This is a genomic window from Pelagivirga sediminicola, assembly GCF_003072125.1.
Classification (GTDB): Bacteria; Pseudomonadota; Alphaproteobacteria; order Rhodobacterales; family Rhodobacteraceae; genus Roseovarius; species Roseovarius sediminicola.
This window is the reverse complement of sequence record NZ_QCYH01000006.1, coordinates 182,896-197,962: the sequence shown is the minus strand read 5'-3', so window position 1 is coordinate 197,962 and position 15,067 is coordinate 182,896. Positions and strand designations below refer to the sequence as shown.

At 62.8% G+C, this 15,067-nt stretch carries 15 protein-coding genes; 5 read left to right on the top strand and 10 right to left on the bottom strand.

The window, feature by feature from the left end; genetic code table 11:
* Nucleotides 1–128: 128 nt before the first annotated feature.
* The 4 genes from DC366_RS12200 to DC366_RS12185 are packed head-to-tail and all read right to left on the bottom strand — an operon-like array spanning nt 129 to nt 3,465.
* Nucleotides 129–680, bottom strand: coding sequence for a hypothetical protein (locus tag DC366_RS12200; protein ID WP_108692488.1), 552 nt, complete (start codon nt 678–680; stop codon nt 129–131).
* Complete coding sequence (locus DC366_RS12195; protein ID WP_165802899.1) at nt 677–1,777, bottom strand: exo-alpha-sialidase; 1,101 nt, start codon at nt 1,775–1,777, stop codon at nt 677–679. Before DC366_RS12195 ends, DC366_RS12200 begins: the two co-directional genes overlap by 4 nt.
* A 13-nt stretch (nt 1,778–1,790) precedes the next feature.
* The gene (locus DC366_RS12190) at nt 1,791–2,774 is read right to left on the bottom strand and encodes an NAD(P)H-quinone oxidoreductase (protein ID WP_108692486.1); all 984 of its coding nucleotides are present in this window, start codon (nt 2,772–2,774) and stop codon (nt 1,791–1,793) included.
* A gap of 13 nt (nt 2,775–2,787) precedes the next feature.
* Nucleotides 2,788–3,465: a COQ9 family protein gene (locus tag DC366_RS12185; RefSeq protein WP_108692485.1), complete on the bottom strand. Its 678-nt coding sequence runs from the start codon at nt 3,463–3,465 to the stop codon at nt 2,788–2,790.
* Nucleotides 3,466–3,569: 104 nt separating this feature from the next.
* Between DC366_RS12185 and rpsU the strand changes: the two genes are divergently transcribed.
* Entirely contained in the window at nt 3,570–3,776 is a 207-nt protein-coding gene (rpsU, locus tag DC366_RS12180) for a 30S ribosomal protein S21 (RefSeq protein ID WP_025051451.1), read from the top strand.
* Between the two features lie 138 nt (nt 3,777–3,914).
* Here rpsU and DC366_RS12175 read toward each other — a convergent pair whose 3' ends face one another.
* The 5 genes from DC366_RS12175 to DC366_RS12155 form a co-directional block, all read right to left on the bottom strand.
* Complete coding sequence (locus DC366_RS12175; protein ID WP_108692484.1) at nt 3,915–4,847, bottom strand: IS5 family transposase; 933 nt, start codon at nt 4,845–4,847, stop codon at nt 3,915–3,917.
* Between the two features lie 97 nt (nt 4,848–4,944).
* Complete coding sequence (locus DC366_RS12170) at nt 4,945–5,895, bottom strand: YaaC family protein (RefSeq protein ID WP_165802898.1); 951 nt, start codon at nt 5,893–5,895, stop codon at nt 4,945–4,947.
* 303 nt (nt 5,896–6,198) lie between these two features.
* Nucleotides 6,199–7,278, bottom strand: a complete 1,080-nt coding sequence (gene dctP, locus DC366_RS12165; protein WP_108692482.1) for a TRAP transporter substrate-binding protein DctP — start codon at nt 7,276–7,278, stop codon at nt 6,199–6,201.
* 26 nt (nt 7,279–7,304) lie between these two features.
* Entirely contained in the window at nt 7,305–8,630 is a 1,326-nt protein-coding gene (locus tag DC366_RS12160) for a TRAP transporter large permease (protein WP_207768707.1), read from the bottom strand.
* Nucleotides 8,627–9,139 (bottom strand): TRAP transporter small permease subunit, encoded by a 513-nt coding sequence (locus tag DC366_RS12155; RefSeq protein ID WP_207768706.1) that lies wholly within the window; start codon nt 9,137–9,139, stop codon nt 8,627–8,629. The genes DC366_RS12160 and DC366_RS12155 overlap by 4 nt, the downstream gene beginning before the upstream one ends.
* 270 nt (nt 9,140–9,409) lie before the next feature.
* Here DC366_RS12155 and DC366_RS12145 point away from each other — a divergent pair, with 270 nt between their 5' ends.
* On the top strand, nt 9,410–10,087 hold the full coding sequence (locus DC366_RS12145; protein ID WP_108692480.1) for a hypothetical protein: 678 nt from the start codon (nt 9,410–9,412) through the stop codon (nt 10,085–10,087).
* Nucleotides 10,088–10,091: 4 nt separating this feature from the next.
* Here DC366_RS12145 and DC366_RS12140 read toward each other — a convergent pair whose 3' ends face one another.
* Nucleotides 10,092–11,126 (bottom strand): succinylglutamate desuccinylase/aspartoacylase family protein, encoded by a 1,035-nt coding sequence (locus tag DC366_RS12140; protein WP_108692479.1) that lies wholly within the window; start codon nt 11,124–11,126, stop codon nt 10,092–10,094.
* A gap of 248 nt (nt 11,127–11,374) precedes the next feature.
* Here DC366_RS12140 and DC366_RS12135 point away from each other — a divergent pair, with 248 nt between their 5' ends.
* From DC366_RS12135 to DC366_RS12125, 3 genes are all read left to right on the top strand, one after another.
* Nucleotides 11,375–11,812 (top strand): universal stress protein, encoded by a 438-nt coding sequence (locus DC366_RS12135; protein ID WP_108692478.1) that lies wholly within the window; start codon nt 11,375–11,377, stop codon nt 11,810–11,812.
* Nucleotides 11,813–11,827: 15 nt separating this feature from the next.
* Nucleotides 11,828–13,390, top strand: a complete 1,563-nt coding sequence (locus DC366_RS12130) for an alanine/glycine:cation symporter family protein (RefSeq protein WP_108692477.1) — start codon at nt 11,828–11,830, stop codon at nt 13,388–13,390.
* 127 nt (nt 13,391–13,517) lie between these two features.
* Nucleotides 13,518–14,801: an ABC transporter substrate-binding protein gene (locus tag DC366_RS12125; RefSeq protein WP_108692569.1), complete on the top strand. Its 1,284-nt coding sequence runs from the start codon at nt 13,518–13,520 to the stop codon at nt 14,799–14,801.
* The last annotated feature ends 266 nt before the right edge of the window (nt 14,802–15,067 follow it).

The following is a 15,067-nucleotide window of genomic DNA, read 5'->3' as shown; positions in this document are numbered from 1 at the left end:
AACGCCGCCGGATCGGCTCCGGCGGCGTTTTTCGTGCGCCATCCCCGTTCTTCTTGCTTCAAACATCCTGGGGGGAGCGATAAATTCACCTGAGAATTCATCTTGGGGGCAACGCCCCCGATCCGGCCTCACACCAGCCGCAGCACCAACACGATGAGCGCCGCCGGCACCAGCGCGGGATGCAGCACATGGTCAAACCAGTTGCTGCTGCCCCCGCCCATCGCCCAGATCGCCTGCGCCGCGACGGCCAGCACCGGCACGAAAAGCGCGCCCTGCCAAAACCCCAGCACGCACAGCGCCAGCACCATGATCGCGACCGGCCAGGGCGCATAGCCAAGCCGGTAGAGATCGACCGGCAATGCTCCCGCCGCGCTGGCCAGAAACGCAATGTAGAGCACCACGAACAGCAACAGCTGCACAGCGCCGAAGGGCTGCACCGGCGCGCCCAGATGCGCCGCCATCTGCCGCAGGATCAGCAGCGGCAGCACGATTCCCACCGGCCCCAGCACCGCAACGATCCCGCGCAGCGGCAGCGTATCGCGAAACAGCGCCGCGCAGATCACGCCCAGCGCCAGCCCAAGGCCAAGGCTGACCGGCATCTCCAGCCCAAGGCTGAGCGCGCCCCAAGCCATCCAGCCCAGCAGCAGTGCCAGCCATGCCGTTGACGCCAACGCGCTCATGCGCCCAGCGCCCAGCTCAGGTTGAACTCGTGCACGCGAATCCCGGATTTGCCGCCGATGCTATAGGTCAGCACGATCCGCCCGTCCGGCAGCGCGCGCATCATCGGATAGCGCGCATCGCCGCCGCCCGCCTCCAGCCGGTGCATATGGCGCCAGGTCTCGCCGCCATCCTCGCTGAGTGTCAGGTTCAGGATGCCGCCATCGCCCGCATCGTCGTTCACCGCCATCAGGATACGCTCCGCACCCAGCCCCAATGCTGCAACCGGCGCCGACGGGTTGGGCATATCCGTCTCGCGCACGGTGTCCCAGCTTTGCCCGCCATCCTCCGTGCGGGTCATGAGCAAGCGCCCGGCGCCGGTGTCGAAATTGCGCAGAAACGCCACGGCGCGCTTTGCGTCCAGCGGCACCACCATCGGCTGGATCGGCTTCATCGGCCCGGCCATGCGGCGCATGTCCCGCACCCGTCCGCGCCCGTCGAGGCGCACCAACGCGCCATAGGTCCGGCCCATCTCGAAATAGGCGGGCAAGGCGTGGCTGCCATCGGCGAGGGCCACCATCGGCGATTTCACCAAAAACGAGCGGTTGAGCAGCGGCGAAAGGTTCAGCTTGCGCGCCCAGGCGGGGCCGTCCGGCCCCATGCGCACATCCGCGACCGATGCCATCGCCCAGCCTCCGACCGATACGGCAGTGGTATAGAGCGCATCCGGCGCCCCATCGTTCTGCACCGTATTGCCCAGCGTCACGACCAGTTGCCGCGGCTCGAACGCGTCCGACAGCGCGCCGCGCGTCACGCGCTCTGTCAGCGGAGACACGCCGCCCGGCCCGATATCGACGCCCACGATATCCACATCCGCCCGCGCCTCCTGCGAGCCTTCGAACCACAGGATGCTATAGCCATCGCCGCGCAGGACGATGCCGGGCGAATGGGCGTCGCCCGCAGGCGCGGTATAGTCCAGCACCGTCCTGAAAAGCGGCGCCTCGCCCCGCGGCAAGGGCGCCGGCACCGCCCATTCCCAGACCAGCGGCACGTCGCGCCGGATCGTCCACGCGCTCAGCCCGAGGCTGAGCAGCGCCAATCCCAGGATGGCGATCTGCACGGCGCCCACGTCTCTACGCGACCTTGAGGACGATCTTGCCGATATGGGCGCTGCTTTCCATATAGGCGTGAGCCTTGGCCGCATCCGCCAGCGCATAGGTGCTGTCCATCACCGGCGCCACGCGGCCCGCCTCCAGCAGCGGCCAGACATGGGCCAGCAGCGCCTGCGCGATCGCGGCCTTGGCGCTATCGCTTTGCGGGCGCAGCGTGCTGCCGGTGATCGTCAGGCGCCGCACCATCACATGGGCAAAGTTCAGCTCGACCTTGGGGCCGGACAGGAACGCGATCTGCACCAGCCGCCCGTCATCGGCCAGCGCGCGCACGTTGCGCGGGATGTAATCGCCGCCCACCATGTCGAGGATCAGATCCGCGCCGCCCTCGGCCTTCAGCACCTCGACGAAATCATCGGTCTTGTAGTTGATCGCCCGCTCAGCGCCCAACTCGACGCATTTCGCGCATTTCTCGTCCGTGCCGGCCGTGGCGAAGACCCGCGCGCCCAGCACATTGGCCAGCTGGATCGCCGTCGTGCCGATCCCGGACGAGCCGCCATGCACCAGGAACCGCTCGCCCGCCTGCAATCCGCCGCGCTGGAAGACGTTGGACCAGACGGTAAAGAACGTCTCGGGCAGGCAGGCGGCCTGTTTCAGGGCCATCCCCTCCGGCACCGGCAGGCAATGCGCGGCGGGGGTGGCGACGTATTCGGCATAGCCGCCGCCGGGCAGAAGGGCGCAGACCTTGTCGCCCACCTTCCAGCCGGTGACGCCGCCCCCCACCGCCGCCACCTCGCCCGCGGCCTCCAGCCCCGGCAGATCGCTCGCGCCCTTGGGCGGGGCATAGGCGCCCGCGCGTTGCAGCGCGTCGGGGCGGTTGACGCCTGCGTAGGCGACGCGGATCACCACCTCATCCGCGCGCGGCTCGGGACGGGGGCGCTCGCAGAGGCGCAGAACCTCCGGCCCGCCCGCCTCGGTGATCTCGACGGCCTTCATCATGTCGCTCATCGTCATGTTCCTTTCAGCGCGTGCCGGACCAGTGGCCCGGCAGATCGTCATCCCGTTTCGGCGCGCGGATCTGGCCGATTATCGCCATCGGCCCGGCCATCAGCGCACTTGCCAGCTTGTTGTCCTTGACCTGCGCCTTCAGCTTCTCGATCTGCATAACGTCGTCGATGCGCCGGTCCAGAAACTCCCACGTTGCCGCGTGATCGAGGCTGTCATCGCCCAGCCAATAGAGCACGGTGGACCCGTAAACCCCCGACAGCGTCGCGCGCTTGGTGTACCAGTTCACGTCGTCCGAGGTATCGCCCAGCGCGATCCAGATGTGATCGGCGGTCTGCCACAGCGCGCGGGCGCCATCGGCGGCATGCTGCGGCAGCGCAAACAGCGTCATGCCCCGGCGCACCATCTCCGGCTCGCCCGCCTCCAGCCGATAGCGCACGGCGGCGGCAATCCGGTCGCGGAACCGCATGTTTGACAGGTCCGCCGCCTCCAGCCGCTCGCGCATGGCGCGGTCCCCGGCGGCGTGATAGGCCAGCGCCAGATCGACCGCCCCGCGCGGACAGGCGGCGCGAGCGACGGCAATATCCACCCCCGCATCGCGGGCGGTGGCGGCAAAGGCCGCATGGCTCCACCCGTCGAAGGGCACATGAGCGGTGGCGGCGTCCAGCAATCGGTCGATGATATCGGTCTGCATGGCATCCTCCTCGTTGCATCCACCCTAGACATATAGGGCAGGTTTTGCTATAGACGCGCTTCCTGCAAATCATGCAAATTCAACCAGGAAGGTGGTGACACCACATGCAGGTTAGTGTTCGCGACAACAATGTCGATCAGGCGCTTCGTGCCCTGAAGAAGAAACTGCAGCGCGAAGGCGTATTCCGCGAGATGAAGCTCAAGCAACATTTCGAGAAGCCGTCCGAGAAAAAAGCGCGCGAGAAGGCCGAGGCGATTCGCCGTGCCCGTAAGCTGGCGCGTAAGAAGCTTCAGCGCGAAGGGATGATGTAAGCGCCCCTGCGCCGGTTTCGACCGACACGTGAGAGACGAAGAACCCCCGGAGCGGATGCTGCGGGGGTTTTTGGTGATTGGTGGGGCTTTGTTGCACAAATCGGGATTTGATCGCACTTCCCCTTTCCCCAGACGGACTTATCCTACGGGCTCTGTGACGGGTATGCCAAGAGCGGTGTAGCGGTTCAGTACCGCGATCCGGATCTGGAGCTCAGCGACCTGTCGATCGAAGTCTCGGGCCATGAGGCCTTGGCCAAGGAGTTTGACGCAGTTCATCTTCGTCTCTGCGCGACTTCGGCGGTGATAACCGGTCAACTTTCGCCAGAGTGCCCGTCCCAGATATTTGCAGGCTCTCACAGCTTCGTTTCGCGCAATAGCTCCCGCCGTGGTTGGCTTCCAAAGTTGGGCATTTTTACGCGGCGGGATGATGGATGCAGCCCCCCGAGCGGCAATCACATTGTGGCATCTGCGCGTGTCATACGCCCCATCAGCGATGACCGTGGCAATCTCTTGATCGGGCGGGATCTGTTCCAGCAGGTCGGGCAGCATAGGTGCGTCACCGACATTGCTTGTAGTGACGCCAATCGCACGGATCTCCAGTGTTTCTTCATCCATACCGAGATGCAGCTTGCGCCAAAGGCGCTTCTTTGGCCCGCCATGCTTGCGGGCGTTCCACTCCCCTTCACCTTCCGCTTTGATCCCGGTCGCGTCGATCAGCAGATGTAGAGGCCCAGACCCGCCACGGTAAGGAATGGCGACGTTCAATGCCTTCTGGCGGCGGCACAGAGTGCTGAAGTCCGGCACTTTCCAGTCGAGCCCAGCCAGACGCAGCAGACTTTCGACGAAACCGGTCGTCTGACGAAGGGGCATGCCAAAAAGAACTTTCATCGTCAGGCAAGCTTGGATCGCCGCGTCGCTGAACTCAGGCTGACGCCCGCGCTTGCCTGTCGGAAGCGCATGCCAAGGCATCTCAAGATCAAACCAGATCGATAGCGAACCGCGCTGCTTCAGCGCCGTGTTGTACGAAGGCCAGTTCTTGGTCTTGTACTTAGTAGGGGACCAACTGCTCATGCCCCCAGCTACCATGCTGGATTCAAACAGGGAATCCCACACGCCATTTGTGCAACAAAGCCGATTGGTGGGAGATAAGAAAGTTACCATCATAAATTCATATAATGCTTGGTTGGGTAATATCTTGCTGCAGTATTTCCGATGAAAGTAAGTATAGAAACTGAGCAGGCTGTCCTGTAACAAAGTCCTGTATTCTCGCGCCGAACTTTCCCTCAAGAATCTTATCATATTCTTGAGGGCGATATCTAGTTACGGAGCCAAGCTGGAACGTCAGAGCATAAATAGAAAGAAGTTGAGGGAGTCTAGATTCCAGTTCCGCGTCAGGCGTCAGGTAAGCGTAGTAACGTCGATACGGCGGTACAGATGAAACCGTTGCCCATAAATCATGGCGAACGCCAGCGACTAACTCTAGGAGAGCGTCTGCGGGATGACTTGCGGGATATGTGGTGGGTGTGACTTGCTCAAAGCAAATAATGCGTCGGCCGTCATTAGCCCTCTCACAGACTACTTCTCTAAAATTGCCCTCAAGGCCGGACTGAGACAGGAATTCCGAGTGAGTTCGGCTCAATCGAGACAAATCATCCGCGTAAACGTACAGATTTAGCCAAACACAACGATCCGATTTGTTTTGCCAAAATTGAATACTCTCAAAGGAAATGAACCGTTCTCGTTCATTCGTTGCTTCGCACCAAATTCGATGGCCTGGAAGAATTTGTGGAAGGATATGCGTTAGCAAATAATCATGACTTCCATCCAATCCAGATCCGGTAAGAACTGACATCATTTCAGAGAAATTCTGAATCTTATTTTGATTAGGTGAACGAAAGGCCCTGAGTGTTGTGCTTTCAAAAGTACCCGTACTTACTTCTGCTATGCCGTGTCGGGCATCGTTAAAGGATTGCTTGTCCGACCTAAGAAGGCAATACACCTTCAAGAGGTTCATGTAGCAGTAGTAGAGCGCTAGAGGTCGAGCCGCCTCAACATTTCTCTCAGTTCCGACCAGATAAAAATCCTGCGCCTGCTTAAGACACGCTGACGCTTCGAGCATTTTTGTCGCCTCTCGGATTTTAGAAACCGCACTAGTCAGGGTTCCCCATGGCGCCAACGCGAACAATTTTGGCTGGATTTTTGCATGTGCTCTTAGACGTTTAGTAGGCCAGTATGAAAATTCGGTTGGTCGGCCTTTCGTTTGAAGCCTTTCACCGGATCGAGGCTGGGGTAATGGTGGCATAGTGGTAAATTCTGGCTTTCAACGGGAATACATTGCAGATTGAGAGTGCATTGCAAATTTCCGGTTCACATAAGCGGGGACCTCCAGAAGTTGGAGGAGGTCCCCTACTAACCTACAGTCTCACATGCAGTCCTTGATCGCCTGCACGTCCGGCCCGTTCGGTGTCCGGCCCAGGTTGAACGGGGCCGACGCGTCCCGCCACTGGGAGTAGTCGTCCAGATACTCCAGCATCGACACGTAAACTTTCGCCGAGTTGGGGTTCTCGCAGGCGACCTCGACGATCACCTCGTTGGCCATTTCCTGCACCTTCGCCAGCGTCTCGTCGTCGTAGCGGTTGATCTCGACCGCCTCGTCGAACTTGGCGTAGGCCTCGGTCGCGCGCTTTTCGGTGAAGGCCAGCGACCACATCATCGTGGCGTCGGCGGCGATCTGCAGCTTCTCGCGTGTCTCCTCGCTCAGCGCGTCCCACGAATCCTTGTTGATCATCACGCCAAAGACCGATGCCGACTGGTGCCAGCCCGGTGTCGCCCAGTATTTCGTGACCTGCTGGAAGCCGCCCGACCAGTCCACGTTGGGGGTGGAGAATTCGGCGCCGTCGATCACGCCGCGCTCCAGCGACTGATAGATCTCGCCGCCTGCCATCGAAACCTGGTTGCCGCCCAGACGCTCCAGCAGCTTGCCCTGCTCAAGGCCCGAAAGGCGCAGGCGCTTGCCCTGCAGGTCGGCGAGGTTGCGGATCGGCTCGCGCGTGCGGAAGCCCGATTCGTTGTTGGTGATGCCGTAGGGCAGATAGACCATGCCGAACTGGCCGTAGATCTCATTATAGATCTCGGCGCCGCCCCATTGCTGGATCCAGTTGGCGTAATCGACCGCGTTGAACAGCGACGGCGTGGTCGCCAGCGCCGAGAAGGCCGCATCGCGGCCCGCCCAGTAGCCCGGCCAGTCGGCGCCTGCCTGAACCGTGCCGCTCTCGACCGCGCCAAAGACCTCGCCCGCAGGCACCAGCGATCCGCCCTCGAAGAACTCGATGGTCAGCTCGCCTTGCGTCAGCTTGTTGGCCAGATCGACGAAATGCTTGTCCGTCTCGATCAGCTCCAGCGACGAGGGCCATGTGGTGGTCATGGTCCAGCTTTCCTGTGCCACCGCCTGCCCCGCGAATGCGGCGGCGGCGGCAGCGGCCAGAATTGTCAGTTTAGTCATGCTTACTCTCCCTTTTTGGTAGCATTTTAGTTGGCGTAAAGAACGCTTGGCAGCCATTCCACCAGCGGCGGAAAGGCAGCGACGAGGACACACATCGCCACGATCAGCCCGATGAAGGGCATGACCCCGCGGATGATATGGCCGGTGCGCACTTCCTTTGGCGCGATGGCGCGTAAGTAGAACAGCGCGTATCCGAAGGGTGGCGTCAGGAACGATGTCTGCAGCACCACGGCCATCAGCACGACGAACCACAGCAGGCTGACGCCCTCCATTTCCTGCACGATCGGCAGAAAGATGGGGAAGGACAGCAGCACGATGCCGGTCCAGTCAAGGAACGCGCCGAGGATGAAGACGATGAACATCATCATGGTGATCAGCAGCCATGGCTCCATATCCAGCGCGCGGATGATCTCCTGCGTGGCTCTGAGCCCGCCGGTGATGTTGAATACGCCCGTAAAGGCGGTGGCGCCGACGACGATGAAGAGGATCATCGCCGAGGTGCGCCCCGTCTCCAGCATGGCGCCGTAGAAGGTGCGCAGGCGGAACCGGCCGCGCATGATGACGATCAGCAACGCAAGGCCCGCGCCGATGGCCGATGCCTCGGTCGCCGTGGCAATCCCGGCCAGAAGCGAGCCGAGGATGCCGAAGATCAGCACGAGCGGCGGCAGCGCCTCGATCAGCAGCATGCGGATGAGGGCGGGGCGCGAAATCTTCTCGTCCGGCTGGACTGCTGGCGCCAGATCGGGCCGAAAGACCGAAATGACGTAGACATAGACCGCATAGCTGAGACCCAGCAGCACGCCGGGGATCATCGAGCCGGCAAAGAGATCGCCCACCGTTAGCGGCGAATAGCTGGCCATCAGGATCAGCATGATTGACGGCGGGATCAGGATACCAAGGCAGCCCGATGCCGCGATGACGCCGGTGGTCAGCGTCGGGGCATAGCCGTATTGCAGCATCGGGCGCAGGGCCATCACGCCCATCACGGTGATCGACGCGCCGATGATGCCGGTGGTCGCCGCCAGCAGAATCGAGATGAACACGACCGCCAGCGCAAGGCCGCCGCGCACGTTGCTCAACAGCAGGCGCAGCGCCTCGAACATTCGGTCGGTGACGCCTGAATCCGACAGGAACCGCGCCATCAGCACAAAGAGCGGGATGGCGATCAGCGTGTAATTGTCCAGCACGTCGCCGAAGATGCGGTTGATGACGATGCCCAGAACCATCGTCTTGCCGGTGATGACAGCCGTCAGCACCGCCGTGCCGCCCAGAACCAGCGCCAGCGGGTGGCCCATGAACAGGCCCAGCACCAGCAGGCCGAACATCAGAAGGGCAATCAGCTCGGGGTTCATGCGAGCACCTCTTCGGAGGTCGTGTCGACATCGAGGATGATCTTGAGCACCTCGGCGATCCCCTGGATCAGCAGCAGCGCCGCGGCCACGCACATCGCCATCTTCAGCGGATAGACCGGCATCTGGATCGCGCCATAGGTCGTCTCACCCTGGTTCCAGGACTTCAGCGCGAAATCCCAAGACCGCGTGGTGAACACGTAGGTAAAGGGAAAGAAGAAGATCACGTAGCCCAGCACCTCGACCACCCGTTGCCAGCCCCGGCTGAACCGTTCGGTCAGGATGTCGACGCGCACATGCGCCTTGTGGCGCAGCGCGTAACCGCCCAGCATCACGAAATAAAATCCATAAAGTTGTTTGGAGACGTCAAAGGCCCAGCGCGTCGGGTCGTTGAAGGCATAGCGCATGACGACATCGTAGATGATGATGCCGGCAAAGAGGATCGCGACAACCGCAACGATGCGGCCGACAACCTCGTTCAGGGCGTCGATGGCCCGTATGATGATCAGCATTGGTGATCCATGATTGTTTCTCCCCGATGATGGTCCGGCCTCTTGCGGGCCGCGTCGATGCGGATCGGGCCGGATTTTTCCGGCCGCGCCGCCGCTGATGCGCCTGCGCGTGTTCCGCTCTGCGGCACAGCCTTATGCTATCCGGAGATGATTGCAAGCTGGTGCGTATTTCTACGCTGGCGGCGCCGCGCAGGCAGGCTTGCGCTCACGCGCGGGGCAAATAGGCTTGATGCGCGCACGGCTCTGGCCTATCTGCTGGCGGTGAATTGAATGGGACAACATGCGATGAGCCTGATCCGCAAATCCGACGCCGCGCTGATGGCGCTGATCGTGATAACCCTGATCGCCACGGTCATTCTGGCCTTTGCCGATCCTGATTTCTTCACGCTTGTCTTCGCCGCCGAAGATGGCCCGGTGGAATACGCCACGGCGGTGTTCCTGCTGGTGGCCAGCGGCGTTCTGGCATCGCATGCGCTGTCGCTGTGGCGCGGCGGGCGGCGCGGTGCGGCGCTGCTGACCTGCGTTTACGCGCTGATGTTCTTCATGGCGGCGGGCGAGGAAGTGTCGTGGGGCCAGCGCATCATCGGATGGGAATCCGGTGAGTTCTTTCAGCAGCACAACAAGCAGAATGAGACGAACCTGCACAACCTGATCGTCGCCGACGTGCATCTGACCAAGTCGCTGTTCGGTCCGGTCCTGACCATCTGCATCCTGCTCTACCTGGTGGGTCTGCCGCTGCTTTATCCCAAGGGCGGGCGGATCGCCGCGCTGGCGGACCGCATGGCGGTGCCGGTGCCGTGGCTGAAACATGCGGCCATCGCGCTGGTGGCCAGCATCATCATCGCCCTGCTGGACGTCGATCGCAAATGGGAGGTCTACGAGCTGATCTTCAGCCTGCTGGTGGTCTCGATCTTCCTGTTGCCGCAGAACCCGTCAAAGACGCGCTGACCGACTAGAGGATCTCATCCTCGTCGAACAGCGGCGCCGCGTCCATCTGTGCGGTGGCGACATCCGCCGCGGCGTCGCCGCGCGGTGTGCTGGCGACGTGAAACAGCGCCTCGCCCTCGTAGACGACCGGCATGTTGGTGCGCCCGATCACGATGCCGGCCTCGTCGCAGATCACCTCGGCCTCCATCTCTCCGAACGGGTCGGAAATGGCGCCCAGAACCATGCCCGCCTCGACCGCGTCACCGATGGCGCGATAGCCGCGAAACAGCCCGCCCGCCGGCGCGCGGAACCAGCGCGAGGCGGCGCACATGACGGTTGCCGCGCGCGCCTTTGGCACGCCTTTCTGGCCCACCATGCCAAGGCTTTGCATGACCCGCAGGATCCCAGCCACACCCGACCGCGCGGCCAGCTCGTCAAAGCGCAGCCCCTCGCCGCCCTCGAAAAGCAGCACATCGACGCCCGCCTCTTCGGCGGCCATGCGCAGCGATCCCTCGCGCAGCTTCGAGTTCAGCATCACGGGCGCGCCGAAGGCCCGGCCCAGCGCCGCCAGCCGCGCGTTGCCGGGGGTCAGGCGGATCTGCGGCAGGTTGCTGCGATGGATCGCGGCCGAGTGCAGGTCGATCCCGACATCGGCGCGCGTCACCACCTCGCGCATGAAGATATCGGCCAGCCGCGAGGCCATTGACCCTTCCGCGCCGCCCGGAAAACAGCGGTTCAGATCGCGCCGGTCAGGCAGATACCGCGCATTGTTCAGAAACCCGTAGGTATTGACGATCGGCACCGCCAGAAGCGTGCCGGCCATGGATTTCAGCGGCGCCGCGCGCAGCAGGCGGCGCACGATCTCGACGCCGATCACCTCGTCGCCGTGGATGGCGGCCGACACGAACATCACCGGGCCGGGCCTGCGCCCGTGGACGACATGCGCCGACAGGTTGACCGGCGTGTGATCCGAAAGCGTGCTGACGGGAATATCGACGGTGGCGCGCGCGCCGGGCGCAATGCTGTGCCCCGCGATCTGAAAGGCTTGAGTGCTTTGCATGGATCCTCCGCTGCGGCGCCGCGCGACGGGCTGGGCGCTTTTGCTCTGCCTGTCCCTCTACCGCGCCGCGCCGCCAAAACCCCGCAGATATGGCGCCTTGCAATAAAATAGCGTCAGATTGTGCATTTTCTGCTACGCTTCCTGCACTCTGCCGCCTTTGCCCCCGGCAAGCTGCGCCAATGAATGTGTCACACCCCTGGGGGACGAGACCATCTGGCGCGCAGTTATGAACCGGGAGGAAATAAATTATGACAACGAAACTGGTGGTTGGCCTTGATGGCCATCCCTCGGGCGAGCGGGCGCTGGCATATGCGCGCCGCCTGGCCGAATTGATCGGCGATTGCGAACTGGTGGTGGGCTATATCGTGGAATGGTCCCCCTTCTCGTTCCAGACCGCCGAAGAGAACGAGATGCGCCACAAGCGCCGCGAGGAAGAGGTCCAGACCGCGTTCGAGCGTGTGGTCAACCCGGCGATCGAGGCGCTCAGCGGCTCAGGGTTGAAGGTGCGCGGCGTGGTGCGACACGGCGACGTGTCCGATGCGCTGATCGCCATTTCAACCGAAGAGGGCGCCGAGCAGATCATCGTGGCGCGCACCTCCGAAGGGGGCTTTGCCAAGCGGCTGTTCGGCAGCTCCACCTCCAATCTCGTCATGAGCTCGCCGGTGCCCGTCACCGTCGTCAGCTGAAAAGGGACGCAGTCAATGACATTTTTCAACAGGACATTTCTTGCGGCCCTGGCCCTTCTGGCCCCGGCCGCCGCACTCGCCCAGGATGCCGCGCCAGAGACGGTCACCCTGGATCAAAAGGTAAACGCGGCCTTCGCCACCGCAACGGGGCCCTTCGTGGACCTGATCTTTGCGCCCTTTCCGGGCACGACCTTTCCCTGGATCGTGATGTGGCTGGTCATCGGCGCCTCGGTCTTCACGCTCTATTTCGGGTTCGTGCAATTCCGCTTTTTCCGCCATGCGATCAAGCTGGTCAAAGGAGATTATTCCGACCCCAATGATGCGGGCGAGGTGAGCCACTTTCAGGCGCTCACGACCGCGCTGTCGGGCACAGTCGGGCTGGGCAATATCGCCGGCGTCGCGGTGGCCGTGGGCATCGGGGGGCCGGGCGCGACGTTCTGGATGATCCTCGCCGGGCTTCTGGGCATGGCCTCGAAATTCACCGAGTGCACGCTGGCGGTGAAATACCGCAACGAATATCCGGACGGCACCGTGTCGGGCGGCCCCATGTATTACATGAAGAAGGGGTTTGCCGAACTGGGCCTGCCGGGTGGCGGCTTTCTGGCGATCATGTTCTCGATCTTCTGCATTCTGGGCGCGCTGGGCGGCGGCAACATGTTTCAGGCCAATCAGGCGCATGCGCAGATCGTCGGGATCACCGGCGACTATCCCGGCTGGATCACCGGCGTGATATTTGCCGGCGTCGTCTTTGCCGTGATCGTCGGCGGGATCAAGTCCATCGCGCAGGTGACGGAAAAGATCGTGCCGTTCATGGGCATCCTTTATGTGGGCGCGGCGCTGGTCATCATTCTGGTCAATTATGACCAGATCGGCACGGCCTTCGGCCAGATCTTCGCGGGCGCCTTTACCGGCCTTGGCGTGGCGGGCGGCCTGGTCGGCGCGCTGATCCAGGGCTTCAAGCGGGCGGCCTTCTCGAACGAGGCGGGCGTCGGATCGGCGGCCATCGCCCACGCGGCGGTCCGCACCAAGGAGCCGATTACCGAAGGCTTCGTCTCCCTGCTGGAGCCGCTGATCGACACGGTCGTGATCTGCACGATGACGGCGCTGGTCATCACCATATCGGGCCAGTTGATCACCGATCCCGAAACCGGGAGGTTCGTGCTGAACGAGGCGGGGACTGCCATCGCCACCATCGGCGACACCTCGGGCGTCGCGCTGACCTCGGCTGCGTTCGGATCGGCCATTGGCTGGTTTCCTTACGTGCTGGCCATCGCGGTGGTCCTCTTTGCCTTCTCCACGATGATCTCGTGGAGCTATTACGGGCTGAAGGCGTGGACGTACCTGTTCGGCGAGGGCAAGACGTCCGAGCTGATCTTCAAGGTCATCTTCTGCGTCTTCATCGTGATCGGCGCGGCGGCGAGCCTTGGGCCGGTCATCGACTTCTCCGATGCGGCGATCTTCTCGATGGCGGTGGTCAACATCTTCGCGCTCTACTTCCTGATGCGGCTGGTGCGGCGCGAGCTGAACTCCTATGCCGGGCGGCTGCGGTCGGGCGAGATCACGCAATACGCGCACTGATCGCGAAACCGCCAAGGCAAGGTCCGGGCCATCCGCGCGCACAGCGCGGGTGGCCTTTTCGGGTTTTTTCGTAAAGTTGAAAGATCTTGCAGGACAGCGCGGGCGGCGCGCTGATAGGATGCGCGTCATGTCCGGATCCAGTTTCGCCCACCGCCTTGCCGTGCGCAGTGCCCTGCCCCGCCTGAATGCGGGCACGCGGGATGTGGTCAATATCGGGTTTCTGGGCCCGCTCAGCGGCCCGGTCCAAAGCTGGGGCCTGCCGGGACTGAACGGCGCGCGGATCTGGGAGGACTGGCTGAATGCGGCGGGCGGGCTGCTGATTGACGGGCACCGCCACCCGGTGCGCATCCATGCGTTCGACTGCGGCTATGATCAGGGCCATTCGATGGAAGGCGCGCGGCTGATGGTGCAGCGCCATAACGTCGCGCTCCTGATGATGCTGGGGGGCGATACGTTCACGCCGGTGCGCGATTTCCTGATGCGCTCCAAGGTGCTGACGTCCACACTGTTGCCCTCGGACCTGTCACCCGACACCCCGTGGCTGATCGCGCCCAGCGAGCTGCACCCGATCTATACCGTCACCGGCGTCGACTGGCTGGCGCGGGCGCGCCCCCGGCTGAAGACGGCGGCGATCTGCAGCCAGACCGACGCGCTGGGCCTGCCGTCGCTGGCCACCTACCGCGCCGCGTTCAAGGCCGCAGGCATCGATCTGCTGCGCGAGATCCAGTATCCGCCGGACCTGACCGACGCATCCGGCATCGTCGATGCGATGCTGGCCGAGGATCCCGACATCCTGTGCTGGTCCACCAGCTATGCGCCGATGGTGCACGCGCTGACCGAATACGCCCATGCGAAGGGCTTCAAGGGACAGATCGTGTCCTGCACGCTGGACAATTATCCCGCGCTCGTGGCGCGCACATCGACCGAGTTCATGGAAGGCACGCTGTTCCAGTTCCCCGATTTCGACGACCCGCTGCTGAGCGAGAAGGCATTCTTCTTTAACCAGCCGGACATGTTCTTTGACGAATACGAGCGCCGCTTTCCCGGCACCTGGAGCGCCGTCAGCTGGGAATACGTCGCCACGCTGGAGATCTGGCAGGCCGCGGTCGAAAAGGCAGGCAGCCTTGCGCCCGGCTCGGTTCTGGCGGCGATGAAGCAGCTGGGACAGGTCACGCACGCCTTCGGCCCGGCGCAGTGGTGGGGCGACGAGATGTTCGGCATCTCCAACGCGCTGGTCGGCGACTGGCCGGTCGTCACGGTGCAGGACGGCAAGGCGCGGATCACCGAATTCGGCTCGATCCCCGCGTGGCTGGCGCGGCACGGCGCGCTTTTGCGCAGCGAGATGTCCGATCTGGGCCAGCTCTGGGAGCAGCGCCTCGCCAACGGCGGATGGGCCTTTTCCGACCGCTGACAGCGCGCGCCTATCCGCAGATTCGATCCGGAGCGGACGCGATCCGGCCTTTGGCGGTCAGATCCGGTATAAAAATTGGTTCAGCAGGATGCGACCGGATACGCGGCAGTTTGTCGCATCTAACCTGTTAAAATGATTGACGATATCTTGGAATTAGATTCCCTGAAAACGGCCCCTCGCGCATAATTGGTTCAAAATATTAAACCACGACGAAACAAAGTTTCTTGATCGGTGAACCACACGGCTGTTACGCTTGGGTCGAGACC

What these genes read in the sequence shown, in the direction of transcription:
- DC366_RS12200 (WP_108692488.1), bottom strand. Translation starts at nt 680, where the DNA reads ATGAGCGCGTTGGCGTCAACGGCATGGCTGGCACTGCTGCTGGGCTGG.
- DC366_RS12190 (WP_108692486.1), bottom strand. Translation starts at nt 2,774, where the DNA reads ATGAGCGACATGATGAAGGCCGTCGAGATCACCGAGGCGGGCGGGCCG.
- DC366_RS12185 (WP_108692485.1), bottom strand. Translation starts at nt 3,465, where the DNA reads ATGCAGACCGATATCATCGACCGATTGCTGGACGCCGCCACCGCTCAT.
- rpsU (WP_025051451.1), top strand. Translation starts at nt 3,570, where the DNA reads ATGCAGGTTAGTGTTCGCGACAACAATGTCGATCAGGCGCTTCGTGCC.
- DC366_RS12175 (WP_108692484.1), bottom strand. Translation starts at nt 4,847, where the DNA reads ATGAGCAGTTGGTCCCCTACTAAGTACAAGACCAAGAACTGGCCTTCG.
- DC366_RS12170 (WP_165802898.1), bottom strand. Translation starts at nt 5,895, where the DNA reads ATGCTCGAAGCGTCAGCGTGTCTTAAGCAGGCGCAGGATTTTTATCTG.
- dctP (WP_108692482.1), bottom strand. Translation starts at nt 7,278, where the DNA reads ATGACTAAACTGACAATTCTGGCCGCTGCCGCCGCCGCCGCATTCGCG.
- DC366_RS12160 (WP_207768707.1), bottom strand. Translation starts at nt 8,630, where the DNA reads ATGAACCCCGAGCTGATTGCCCTTCTGATGTTCGGCCTGCTGGTGCTG.
- DC366_RS12155 (WP_207768706.1), bottom strand. Translation starts at nt 9,139, where the DNA reads ATGCTGATCATCATACGGGCCATCGACGCCCTGAACGAGGTTGTCGGC.
- DC366_RS12145 (WP_108692480.1), top strand. Translation starts at nt 9,410, where the DNA reads ATGGGACAACATGCGATGAGCCTGATCCGCAAATCCGACGCCGCGCTG.
- DC366_RS12140 (WP_108692479.1), bottom strand. Translation starts at nt 11,126, where the DNA reads ATGCAAAGCACTCAAGCCTTTCAGATCGCGGGGCACAGCATTGCGCCC.
- DC366_RS12135 (WP_108692478.1), top strand. Translation starts at nt 11,375, where the DNA reads ATGACAACGAAACTGGTGGTTGGCCTTGATGGCCATCCCTCGGGCGAG.
- DC366_RS12130 (WP_108692477.1), top strand. Translation starts at nt 11,828, where the DNA reads ATGACATTTTTCAACAGGACATTTCTTGCGGCCCTGGCCCTTCTGGCC.
- DC366_RS12125 (WP_108692569.1), top strand. Translation starts at nt 13,518, where the DNA reads ATGTCCGGATCCAGTTTCGCCCACCGCCTTGCCGTGCGCAGTGCCCTG.